Genomic DNA, 11,867 nt, shown 5'->3' on the forward strand with positions numbered 1-11,867 from the left:
CGCCGCCGAGCAGGCTGTCGTTGCCGCCGCCGCCATCCAGCGTGTCGCCATCCGCGCCGCCATCCAGGATGTCGGCCTCCGTGCCGCCGAGCAGGCGGTCGTTGCCGGTGCCGCCGGACAGGCTGTCGGCCTGGCTCCCGCCATCGAGCGTGTCGGCCTCCGTGCCGCCATCCAGCGTGTCGGTCCCGACGCTGCCCATCAGGCTGTCGTTGCCGGCGCCGCCGCGCAGGCTGTCGTTGTCGGCACCGCCATCCAGCGTGTCGTCGCCCGCCTCGCCGTCCAGCGTGTCGTTGCCGCTGCCGCCGGCCAGGCTGTCGGTGCCGTCCAGCGCGCCGGGCAGGGTGGCGTCGCTGAAGCCGCGCAGGCTGTCGTTGCCGGCCTCGCCCAGAAGCGCGTCGTTGCCGCTGCCGCCGGCCATGGTGTCGTTGCCGCTGCCGCCGAGCATGTCGTCGAAATCGGCGCCGCCGATCATCAGGTCGTCGCCGTCGTCGCCGAACAGGGTGTCGAAATGCGGCGTGATGGGATCGACGCCGGCGTCGAAGCTGTCGCCGTAGAGCGTGTCGGCGCCGTCGCCGCCGCGCAGCACGTCCGGGGCGCCGCCGCCGTCGAGCAGATCGTTCTCCGTCCCGCCTTCCAGCGAGTCGGAACCGGCGTCGCCGTAGAGCGAGTCGGCGCCCTGGCCGCCGAACAGCGAATCGCCATCCACGATGGAGAGCGGGCTGCCGGCGGCGAAGCCGCGCAGCACGTCGTTGCCGATCCCGCCCTGCAGCGTGTCGCGGCCGTCGCCGCCCATCATGCTGTCGTCGCCGTTGCCGCCGTCCAGGCTGTCGTTGTCGGCGCCGCCATCCAGCGTGTCGGCGCCGGCCTCGCCGAGCAGGGTGTCGTTGCCGGTGCCGCCGGTGATGCTGTCGTTGCCGTCCACGGCGCCGGGCAGGGTGAAGTCGCTGAAGCCGCGCAGGCTGTCGTTGCCGTCGATGCCGTTGATGCTGTCGTTGCCGCTGCCGCCGAAGACGCTGTCGTTGCCGCTGCCGCCATCCATCTGGTCGATGTCGGGGCCGCCCTCGATGCTGTCGTCGCCGCCCTGGCCGAACAGGATGTCGAAGTTGGCCTCGCCGGGGTTGGGACCGGAATCGAAGTTGTCGCCGAAGATCGTGTCGTTGCCCTCGCCGCCGAGGATGCTGTCGAAGTCGGCTTCGCCGTAGAGGATGTCGTTGCCCTGTCCGCCATCCAGCGTGTCGACGCCGCCGGCGCCGCGGATGCTGTCGTTCCCGCCGCCGCCCTGCATATGGTTGCCGGCGGTGTTGCCGGTGAGCGTGTCGTTGCCGAGGCCGGCGACGATGGCCTCCAGCTCGGTGAAGCTCTCGCCGGTGAAGTTCGTCGCGCCGGTCTGGAGGTTCACGGCGTAGTCGCCTGCGAAGGCGGTGGTGTCGATGGTGTCGGCGCCGGTGCCGCCGATGATGGTCTCGGGGTTGCCGAAGACGGCGAAGATCAGGTCGTCGCCGATGCCGCCATCGGCGGCGTCGCCGAAGCCGCCGCCGGCGTTCAGCGTGTCGTTGCCGTCGCCGCCGACCAGGGAATCGGCGCCCGTGCCGCCGTTCAGGCTGTCGTTGCCGTGCCCGCCAGCCAGCGTGTCTTGGTCCTCGCCGCCGTCCAGCGTGTCGTTGTCGATGCCGCCGAGCAGGCTGTCGTTGCCGGTCCCGCCGGATATCGTGTCATTGCCGGCCTCGCCGTCCAGCGTGTCGTTGCCGCCGGCGCCGGAGAGGCTGTCGTTCTCGGTGCCGCCCTGCACGAATTCGGCCTGGGCGCCGCCGGTGAAGGTGTCCGCGCCGGCCTCGAGCTGGATCGAATGGGCATAGCCGTCCGTCGCCCAGTCCCCGATGGTCACGCGGTCGTTGCCGCCGCCGGTGCGGACGTCGAAGAAGTAGTAGATCCCGAAGCCGGGCAGGTAGGCCTTGATGCCGGCAAAGTCGTAGATGTCGTCGCCGGCCGTGCCGCGGAAGACGGTGAGGAAGGTGTCGAGTTCCTCCACCGAGACGAAGGGCAGCGTGGTGCCCAGCTGGAGGTCGCCCTCGATCAGGTCTGCGCGGTCGTAGTCGCCGGGGGTCGTATCGGTGCCGGGGCCGCCGTTCACCACATAGCCGGTGAGGTTGGCGATGCCGTTCAGGTCGAAGCCGTCGTCGCCGTCTTCCCCGTAGAGGCTGTCCACCCCGCCGCCGCCGATGATGGCGTCGTTGCCGGACCAGCCGAGGATGGTGTCGTTGCCGGTGCTGCCGCGCAGCGTGTCGTCGCCCTCCCAGCCATCCATCGAGTCGTTGCCGCCGCCGCCCGCCAGGCTGTCATTTCCGGTGCCGCCGAACAGCGAATCGTTGCCCGCGCCGCCGTCGAGGTCGTCGGCGTCGACGCCGCCGTCGAGGTTGTCGTTGTCGGCCTCGCCGCGCAGCGTGTCGTTGCCGGCGCCGCCGTTCAGCGTGTCGTTCGCGCCGGCGCCGGTGAGGCTGTCCGCGCCACCATTGGAGACCAGGCGGTTGGCGGCGGCGTTGCCGAGGAGCGTGTCGGCGCCGCTGCCGGAGATGGCGGCTTCGAGGTTGACGAAGGACTCGGTGAAATTGGTCGTGCCGGTGAGCAGGTCGATGCGGTAGTTGCCGCCGAAGAAGCTGGCATCCACGGTGTCCGCGCCGGTGCCGCCGTCGATCGAATCGAAGCCGTCGGAGGAGAAGATGAAGTCGTCGCCGCCGCCGCCGAGCATCGTGTCGCCGCCGTCGTCGCCGTCCAGCGTATCGTTGCCCTCGCCGCCGTCGAGCAGGTCGTTGGCGAAGTCGCCGCCGCGCAGGCTGTCGTTGCCGAAGCCGCCATCCAGCCGGTCCGCCCCGGCCTCGCCGTTCAGCGTATCGTTGCCGGTGTTGCCGACCAGGCTGTCGGCACCCTGGCCGCCGAGCAGGCTGTCGTTGTCGGCGCCGCCGTCCAGCGTGTCCTCGTCCACCGGGTCGAGCGGGCCGCCGCCGCTCAGCGTGTCGTTGCCCGCCTCGCCGAACAGCCGGTCGTTGCCGTCGCCGCCGACCAGGCTGTCGGCATCGTTGCCGCCGTTCAACGTGTCGTTGCCGGTCTCGCCGTTCAGCGTGTCGTTGCCGGCCTCGCCGAGGACGGTATCGCCGCCGCCGCCGCTGCGGATGTGGTTCGCGGCGGCGTTGCCGGTGAGCGTGTCGTTGCCGTTGCCGGTGAGCAGGCCTTCAAGCTCGGTGTAGCTCTCGCCGAAGAAGTTGCTGGCGCCTGTCGTCAGGTTCACCAGGTAGTCGAAGTTGTAGAAGGTGGCGTCCATCGTGTCGGCGCCGGTGCCGCCGACGATCACATCCGTGCCGTTCGAGGAGAAGATGTAGTCGTTGCCGCCGCCGCCGAGCAGGGTGTCGGGGCCATCGTCGCCATCCAGCGTGTCGGCGCCCTCGCCGCCGAAGAGGCTGTCGCCGTCCCCGCTGCCGCCGATCAGGCTGTCGCTGTCGTTGCCGCCGTCGAGCGTGTCCGGACCGTTGCCGCCGTTGAGCGTGTCGGCGCCGTCGCCGCCGAGCAGGCTGTCGGCGCCGTCGCCGCCGGCCAGGCTGTCGGCCGCGCCGAAGCCTTCCAGCGTATCGTTCTCGGTGCCGCCATCCATGTGGTCGAAGCTGGCGCCGCCGATCAGCCGGTCCGCGCCGCCCTCGCCGAGGATCTTGTTGAAGAACTGGTCGGGCGGGTTCTGGAACTGCAGGATCGTCAGGTCGACATCGCCCGTGTAGACCGTGTCGGCGCCGGCGCCGGCGCTGAGCAGGCGGATCTCGGCGGGTAGGCCGAAGGTCGGCGAGACACGGCCGAAGGGGCGGAAATCGTAGAAGTCGTTGCCGGCGGTGCCGAGGAAATGCGTCAGGAAGGTGTCCAGCACCTCGATGTTGATGAAGGGCAGGGTCGTGCCGAGCTGCACCGCGCCGCCGTTGTTGAACTGCCGCAGATCCACGCTGTCGGTGCCGCTGCCGCCATCGAAGACCGAGCCCGAGAGGTCGCCGGCTGCGTTCAGGTCGAAGCCGTCGTTGTCGAAGTCGCCGTTCAGCGTGTCGTTGCCGGTGGTGTAGACCAGCAGGTCGTTGCCGGTGCCGCCGAGCAGGCTGTCGGCGCCGATGCCGCCGCTCAGCGTGTCGTTTCCGGAGGAGCCGAGCAGCGTGTCGTTGCCGCCGCCGCCGTCGATCAGGTCGTTGCCGAAGTCGCCCTGGATGCTGTCGGCGAAGTCGCCGGGTGTCCCGCTGACGCCCGCCGAGATCCCCGCGATGGTGACGGGCGTGATGGTGTCGTTGTTGATGGTGCCTGCGATGATGGCCATGACCCGCCGATCCGCTCCGCTTCGGCGCGCAGGCTAGGCGCTTCGGAACGAACCGTCAGCAGACCATTAACGGATTCGTCGAAAATTCGACGCGGCCCGCACAACCTCTGCGTGAGACTGTCTGGGATGCTGCTGCCGGACGTCGCGGCAGGGCCGGCCCTACACGGCCCAGATGTCCGCGGCGGTCAGGTCCGGCGCGCCGGTGAGCTGCGCGACCAGCTGGCGGGCGGCGGCGCCGCTGCCGTCGGGGTCGAACCATAAGCGGCCGCTGTCGGTCTCGTAGGTCACGCGCTGCGCCGCGGTGACGGCCCAGCCGGAAGGATGGGCGCGGAAGGCCGCGGCATCGAGCGCGCCGGTGGGCAGGCCGCTGCCGTGCAGCAGGATGCGGTCGCCCTCGGCCCGGTCGAAGTCGCGGATGCGGTCGGCGGCGTCGTGCGGGTCGACGAGGCTGAAGCGGAAGCTGTCCGCGCCCTCGCCGCCGGTCAGCACGTCGGGTCCGTCGTTGCCGTCCAGAAGGTCGTTCCCGGCGCCGCCGAGCAGGCGGTCCGCGCCGCTTCCGCCGGACAGCGTATCCGCGCCCTCCTCGCCCATGAGCAGGTCGTCGCCGTTCTGGCCGTACAGGCCGTCCGCGCCGGCGCGGCCGAGCAGCCGGTCGTTGCCGATGTTGCCGATGATGGCGTTGTCGCCGGCATTGCCGGTGCCGGTCACGGCGTCGTTCGTGACGAGATTGAGCTGTTCGATCCCGGGGGCCAGGCGGATGGACACGGCGGAGACGACGACGTCGTAGCCGCCGGGGTCGGCCAGCACGCGGTCGCCGATGTCCAGGATGATGTAGCGGTCGTCGCCCAGGCCGCCCTGCAGCGTATCGGCGCCAGCCTCACCATCCAGCGTGTCGTTGCCGGCGCCGCCGGAGAGCCAGTCCTCTCCGCCGCCGCCGACGAGGAAGTCGTTGCCGGCCTCGCCGTACAGCGTGTCGGCGTCCTCGTTGCCGACCAGGCCGTCGTTCCCGGCGCCGCCGAGCAGGAGGTCCGCGCCGCTGCCGCCCTGCAACCCGTCGCCGCCATCGCCGCCTTCGAGCGTGTCGTTGCCGCCTTCGCCCAGCAGGGTGTCGGGGCTGCCGAGCCCGCGCAGCAGGTTCGCGCCGGCATTGCCTGTGATGTCGTCGCGCTCCGCGCTGCCGGTGCCGTCGATGTCGGCCGTGCCGGTCAGCTGCAGAAACCGCACGCCAGTGCCCTCCAGCGCGAAGGAGGCTGAGGCGAAGACGCGGTCAAATTGATCGCCGACCACCACGTCGCCGGCATCGTCCACAATGTACTGATCGGATCCGCCGCCGCCGATCATCACGTCCGCGCCGCCGCCGCCATCCAGCCTGTCGTCGCCGTCGTGGCCGGCCAGGATGTTGGCGGAGTCGTTGCCCGCGATGTGGTTGTTGCGGCCATTGCCGAAGCCGGCGGCGGCGCCGGCGCTGGGGAGCAGGGTGAGGTTCTCGACCAGGTCGGGAAGCTGGTAGGTGAAGTAGGCGAAGACGGTGTCCGCGACGCCGGCCTCATTGTCGTCGACGATCGTCACGCCCGGCACGGTCACGTAGTAGCTGTCCGCGCCGCTGCCGCCTTCGAGCGTGTCGCCGAAGCCGCCGAAGAGCTGGTCGTTGCCGCCGCGACCACGCAGGTGGTTGAAGGCGGTCGCGTTGACGCCCCACAGGTCGTCGGCATGCGCGCTGCCGTCGATGTTCTCGACCCCGGCGATCCAGTCGCCCGCCGCGGCGCCGAAGCCGCCGGCGGTGTCGTTGTTCAGCTGGATGCTGACGGCACTGGCGGCATCGGCGTAGCCGACCCAGTCGACGCCGTCGCCGCCCTCGATGGTGTCCGCTCCCGTGCCGCCGTTCAGGCTGTCGTTGCCGGCCCCGCCCTGCAGCAGGTCGTTCTGCGCGCCGCCCAGCAGCGTGTCGTTGGAGGTGCCGCCCTGCAGCGTGTCGGCGCCGTCGCGGCCTTCGAGCAGGTTGGCGTCGCCGTCGCCGGCCAGCAGGTCGCCGAAGCCGCTGCCGATGGCGTTCTCCATGCTGGCTGGCTCGATCTGGGCCATCAGCAGCAGGACATTCGCGGCATTGCCGCCGCGCAGCGTGCCGGCGGCCAGGTCGAGCGCCAGGAAGGGCAGGGTGGCCCAGGCGGTGAAGTCCAGCGTGTCGCGGCCGAGGCCGCCATCGATCAGGTCCACCTCGCCCAGCACGGCGCCGTCGATCAGGAACCTGTCGTCGTTGTCGCCGCCATCCATCGAATCCGGGCCGGCACCGCCGTTCAGCGTGTCGTTGCCGGTGCCGCCGAGCAGCGTGTCGCCGCCGGTGCCGCCGCGCAGCAGGTCGGCATTGTCGCCGCCATCGAGCCGGTCGCCGTCGCCCTCGCCGTCGAGCGTGTCGTTGCCATCGCCGCCCAGCAGCGTGTCGTTGCCCAGGCCGCCGGCGAGCGAATCGGCGCCGCCGAGGCCGGCGATGCTGTCGGCGAAGTTCGTGGCGAGCAGGAGGGGATTGAGGCTGTTGGTGGTGGTGGTGATGGTGTTGGGGTCGCCATTCCCCGAGATGATCGCCATGTCCCCGCCCCCAGGCCGCGCTCGTTGCGGGGTCGAGTTTATCCTTCCAGGGGGCGGGGCGCCAAGGCGGGCGCCCCGCGGGCGTCAGGCGTAGGCGCGTTCCACCAGGGGCCCGGGCGGCGGGGCGGCGGCGATCTCGCGGATGATCTTGCGCTTCACCGCGGTCTCGAAGGCGTCGAAGCCCTCGGCGACCATGAGGAAGCTGCCGGGGCCGCCGATCACCTCGGTGCGGTAGTAGTCATCCAGCGGGGGCAGGCCAGCGGACCAGGGCTGCGGCGTGCGGTCCAGCACGGCCAGCCCGTTCAGCACGATTCCCTTGGCCAGCGCGTCGGCGCGGGCCTCGGCCAGCGGGCGACCGGAGTTGTTCACGCCGTCGCCGGAGATGTCCACGACCTTGCGCGTGCCCTCGTAGCCCCGGCCGAACAGGTTGGCGGCATAGTCCACGGCGCCGGAGATCGAGGTGTAGAGCCAGGTGCGGCGCGGGGCGGCGTCGATCGCGGCGGCCACGCGCTCGGCCGCCGCCTGGCCGTCGATCTTCATCCAGGGCACCAGGTGCTCCTGGATGTGCCAGTCCGACCAGGTGAAGAGGGTGACGGCGATCTGGCCGAGCGGGCCGCCGGCGATGCCCTCGATCAGCTTCGGGTCGCGGAAGGCGGCGGCGTAGCCGCGGAACTGCAGTTCCTGTTCCTCCTGGTCCACCGAGCGGCTGACATCGACGGCGAGGACCAGTTCCACATCCACCGGCTCCGGTTCGTTCGCGCGGGCGCGCGTCGGGAGCAGGGCCGGCGCGGCGAGCGCCGCCGCGAGCAGGGCACGGCGACCGGCGAGGAGGGGCTTGCGAGGCGGGAGCAGCATGGGGAGCGCCTTTCAGATCCGGTGGAACCGACCATCACGGGTCGCCTGGCGCTTCGCTCCTCGGCTGCTAGTTATACGGGCAGATCGACGAACCTCAACCGCTCATCCGTCGAAAACTGTCTGCGCGACAGGCGTTTGCCCACGAATTGGGCGCGCGCTGCCTTGCCAGCCTTGTACGCCGGCAAAGCTTTCTGCCTGTCATGTCGGCAATGTCAGGAAGACAACGCCAAAACAACAACGGGGCGCCTTTCGGCGCCCCGCGTCAGGTCCGGCGATCCGACTCGGTTCAGCGGAGCACGATCTCGACGCGCCGATTCTGCGGCTCCCGCACGCCATCCGCCGTCGGAACCAGCGGACGGCTCTCGCCGAACGCCTGGATGACCATGGCGGAGCGCGGCACGCCCTGCCGCTCGAGTTCGGCGGCGACGGCCTGCGCCCGGCGCTCCGACAGGCGCTGGTTGTATTGCGGCGTGCCGGAGCGGTCGGCATGGCCGGCCACCTCGATCCGCGTGGTCTGCACGCGCTGCGCGTTGGCCGCAGCCTCGGCGATGATCTGCCGGGCGCGGTCGGTCAGGTCGGCACGGTCCCAGTCGAAGAACACGAGGAAGGTGCGCGCGGGGGCGGGTGCCGCGGCGGGGGCCGGGGCGGCGACCGGCGGCGGCGCGACGCCGAAGGCGTAGCGCACGCCGAGCAGCACGCTCTGGTTCAGGTTCTCCACCGTGGCCGTACCCGGGGTGCGGCCGGTCGGGCGGAAAAGGAAGCTGTTCAGGCCGAGATCCTCGGTGCCCATGATCCGGTATTCGGCGGTCAGGGCGAGGCCGGGCGCCACCTCCGGCAGCGGGAGCGAGGCGCCGATCATCGCCTGCCAGGCCAGCGCCCATTCGCTGCCGGGAATGATGAGGACGTTCACCGGGCCGCTCGTCGCGGTCTGGCGGACGTTCTGGTAGTCCTGGTTGATGGCGCCGAGGCCGACGCCGACATAGGGCGAGACCGGCCAGCCCAGGTTGAAGTCGTAGAGCGCGTTCAGCATCACGCCCCAGGACTGCGCGGCACCGGAGGAGAAGTAGCTGTTGCGCGGGCGGCCGAAGCCGTTGATGTCGTTGACGTAGTTGTAGCGGATGCTCGCCTCGACCTCGGAGCGCAGGCCGTTGCCGTAGCCGTAGCCCAGGCTGACGACGCCGGCGAAGCCGTAGTCGAAGGTGGCCTGGCCGCTGCTGCCGGCGAGACCCGCATTGGTGGCCGTGATGTCCGAATCGGACAGCCAGTTCAAGCCGATGGCGCCGCCGACATAGAAGCCGCTCACCGGCTGCGCCTGCGCCACCGCCGGCAGGGCCAGGACGACACCTGCCAGAAGAGCCTGCTTCACAGTCATCATAACCTCCGTCCGCATGCGGACCCAGACCTGATCAACGATTGAGGATACAGCCTGCGACGATCAACAAAAGGGCGATTCGCGAAGCAACCCAGCCGGTGGCGCAAAAAATCAGTCCTGAAAATGGAAAGGGGCGCCTTTCGGCGCCCCTCCCAGTCTCGGACTGTGCGACCGCGATCAGCGGAGCACGATCTCGACGCGGCGGTTCTGCGGCTCGCGCACGCCGTCCGCGGTCGGGACCAGCGGGCGGCTTTCGCCGAACGCCTGGATGACCATCGCGGAGCGGGGAACGCCACGACGCTCCAGCTCGGCGGCGACCGCGTTGGCGCGGCGCTCCGACAGGCGCTGGTTGTACTGCGGCGTGCCGGAGCGGTCGGCGTGGCCGGAGACCTCGATCCGGGTGGTGCCAACGCGCTGGGCGTTGGTCGCCGCCTCGGCGATGATCTGGCGGGCGCGGTCCGTCAGGTCGGCGCGATCCCAGTCGAAGAACACCAGGAAGGTGCGCGCCGGGGCCGGGGCCGCGGCCGGAGCCGGGGCAGCGACCGGCGGCGGCGGGGCCGCGCCGAAGGCGTAGCGGATGCCGAGCAGCAGGCTCTGGTTCAGGTTCTCCGTCTCGATCCCGCTCGGGCGGCCGACCACCGTGCCGCTCGCATTACGGATCGTGCCATCCACGTCGCCGGACAGCACCTGCATGAAGCGGTACTCGGCGGTGATCGCCAGGCCCGGCACGGCTGCGATCGGGAAGGCGGCGCCCGCGATCAGCTGGTAGGCGAAGTTGCCAACGTCACCGTCGATCGTCAGGGTGTTGGTCGTGGTGCCGCTGCGGACGCGGACGTTGTCCCAGTTCGCGATCACGTAGCCCGCGCCGGCGCCGATGTAGGGCATCACGAAGGAGCCGGGGCCGAGGTCGAAGTCATAGAAGGCGTTCGCCATCACGCCGTAGCTCTGCACCTTGCCGGAGAAGGCGTTCGGGCCACGGGAGGCGCCGAAGCCGGAGACCGAGTCGGTGTCGTTCTCGCGGTAGTTGCCCTCGACCTCGACGCGGACGCCGTTGCCGAAGCCGTAGCCCAGGCTGATCACGCCCACCCAGCCCACATCGAAGGAGGCCGTGCCGGAGCGCGTGAAGCCGTTGGCCTGCAGCACGTTGGCAGCGTTGCCGCCAACCGTCAGATCGCTGTCCATCAGCCAGTTCACGCCAGCACCGGCGCCGACGTAGAGGCCGGTGACCGGCTGCGCCTGCGCGGCGACCGGCAGGGCCAGCACCGTCGCGGCAAGAAGCGCCTTCTTGAGGCTCATGCGGATTCTCCTCGAACCAAATTCCATGCACCGACCCCGTCCTGGGTTCGGCGGCAACGTCCGGGCGATGCCTCGCCCCGCCCGTACCGCCAGATCCCATCGCGTCCCAGGCGATGCGTGCAACGCACCCTAACACCTGATTCGGCGCGCTGACAGCATGACCGGCACAGAAAGAACGCAGTGTGGCGAAGTAGTCACAGACTGCGCGCTGGCGTCATCCGGGGGCCAACAGGGCTGGATTCGCCGCGGCCGCGACCGCGCCACCGGGCAGAAGCCGCGTGGCATGGCCGAGCTTGCGGCCTTCGCGCGCCTCCGCCTTGCCGTAGAGATGCAGCGCGACGCCGGGCTGTGCCGCCAACGCCGCCCAGCGGCCGAACAGGTCCGGCCCGACCAGGTTCTTCATCACCGCATCGTGATGCTGGCCTGGGTCGGGCAGCGGCAGCCCGGCGACGGCCCGCACATGCATCTCGAACTGCCCGCAGAGGCAGGCGTCCATGGTCCAATGGCCCGAGTTGTGCGGCCGCGGCGCCATCTCGTTCGCCAGCAGCCGCCCGTCGGGCAGCAGGAACATCTCGAGCGCGAGCAGCCCGACCAGGCCGAGCGACTCCGCCAGTCGCGCGACATGCGCGCGCGCCGCCGCGGCGATCCCCTCGGGCACCGGGGCCGGCGCGATGGAGAGGTCCAGGATGTGGCGGGCGTGGCGGTTCTCGGTGGCAGCGAAGGTCACCAGCGCGCCGTCCGCGCCGCGCGCGGCGATGGCCGAGAGCTCCCGCTCGAAAGGGATGAAGGCCTCCAGCACCAGCGGGCGCGGGGCGAGCCGCGCCCAGGCCGCGTCCAGGTCCTCCGGCGCGCGGAGCACGGCCTGGCCGCGGCCGTCGTAACCGAGTCGGGTCGTCTTCAGCACCGCCGGCAGGCCGAGCGCCGCGACCGCGGCGTCGAGATCGGCGCGCGTGGCCACCTCGCGCCAGGGCGCGACCTGCAGCCCGGCCGATTCGGCGAAGCGCTTCTCCAGGATGCGGTCCTGGCCGATGCGCAGCGCCTGCACGCCCGGCCGACAGGGCACCAGCGGCTCGAGCACGTCGAGCGTGGCGGCGGGCACATTCTCGAACTCGAAGGTGACGACGTCCACGGCGGCGGCGAAGGCGGCCAGGGCGGCGGCATCCTCGTAGGGCGCGACGGTGCGCGCGGCGGCCACCTGCATGCCGGGGCTGTCGGGCTCCGGCGCAAAGACATGGCAGCGGTAGCCGAGCTTGGCGGCTGCCAGCGCGGACATCCGGCCGAGCTGCCCGCCGCCCAGGATCCCGATGGTGGAGCCGGGCGGCAGCGGCCCGCGCGCGACGGCCGTCGTCACGTCGGGCTTTCGGGCACGGCGGCGGTGCGGGCAGCCCGCCAGGCGGCCAGGCGCCGCGCCAGCGCCGGGTC

General features: G+C 71.1%; 6 protein-coding genes. All 6 read right to left on the bottom strand.

What is annotated here, in order from left to right; genetic code table 11:
- Positions 1–4,339: beta strand repeat-containing protein (locus OZN99_RS15505; protein ID WP_270936155.1), on the bottom strand; the 4,339-nt coding region annotated here is incomplete at its 3' end.
- 159 nt (positions 4,340–4,498) lie between these two features.
- On the bottom strand, positions 4,499–6,922 hold the full coding sequence (locus OZN99_RS15510) for a calcium-binding protein (protein WP_270936156.1): 2,424 nt from the start codon (positions 6,920–6,922) through the stop codon (positions 4,499–4,501).
- 84 nt (positions 6,923–7,006) lie between these two features.
- Positions 7,007–7,777: a DUF1194 domain-containing protein gene (locus tag OZN99_RS15515; protein ID WP_270936158.1), complete on the bottom strand. Its 771-nt coding sequence runs from the start codon at positions 7,775–7,777 to the stop codon at positions 7,007–7,009.
- 286 nt (positions 7,778–8,063) lie between these two features.
- Entirely contained in the window at positions 8,064–9,149 is a 1,086-nt protein-coding gene (locus OZN99_RS15520; RefSeq protein ID WP_270936159.1) for an OmpA family protein, read from the bottom strand.
- Between the two features lie 177 nt (positions 9,150–9,326).
- Positions 9,327–10,445: an OmpA family protein gene (locus OZN99_RS15525; RefSeq protein ID WP_270936160.1), complete on the bottom strand. Its 1,119-nt coding sequence runs from the start codon at positions 10,443–10,445 to the stop codon at positions 9,327–9,329.
- Between the two features lie 214 nt (positions 10,446–10,659).
- Complete coding sequence (locus OZN99_RS15530; protein WP_270936161.1) at positions 10,660–11,718, bottom strand: 5-(carboxyamino)imidazole ribonucleotide synthase; 1,059 nt, start codon at positions 11,716–11,718, stop codon at positions 10,660–10,662.
- Positions 11,719–11,867: the final 149 nt, after the last annotated feature.

It is taken from the genome of Falsiroseomonas oryzae (assembly GCF_027856955.1).
GTDB lineage: Bacteria > Pseudomonadota > Alphaproteobacteria > Acetobacterales > Acetobacteraceae > Falsiroseomonas > Falsiroseomonas oryzae.

Excerpts from the sequence above, each read along its gene's own strand:
- OZN99_RS15510 (WP_270936156.1), bottom strand. The coding sequence starts at position 6,922 with ATGGCGATCATCTCGGGGAATGGCGACCCCAACACCATCACCACCACC.
- OZN99_RS15520 (WP_270936159.1), bottom strand. The coding sequence starts at position 9,149 with ATGACTGTGAAGCAGGCTCTTCTGGCAGGTGTCGTCCTGGCCCTGCCG.
- OZN99_RS15515 (WP_270936158.1), bottom strand. The coding sequence starts at position 7,777 with ATGCTGCTCCCGCCTCGCAAGCCCCTCCTCGCCGGTCGCCGTGCCCTG.
- OZN99_RS15525 (WP_270936160.1), bottom strand. The coding sequence starts at position 10,445 with ATGAGCCTCAAGAAGGCGCTTCTTGCCGCGACGGTGCTGGCCCTGCCG.
- OZN99_RS15530 (WP_270936161.1), bottom strand. The coding sequence starts at position 11,718 with ATGTCCGCGCTGGCAGCCGCCAAGCTCGGCTACCGCTGCCATGTCTTT.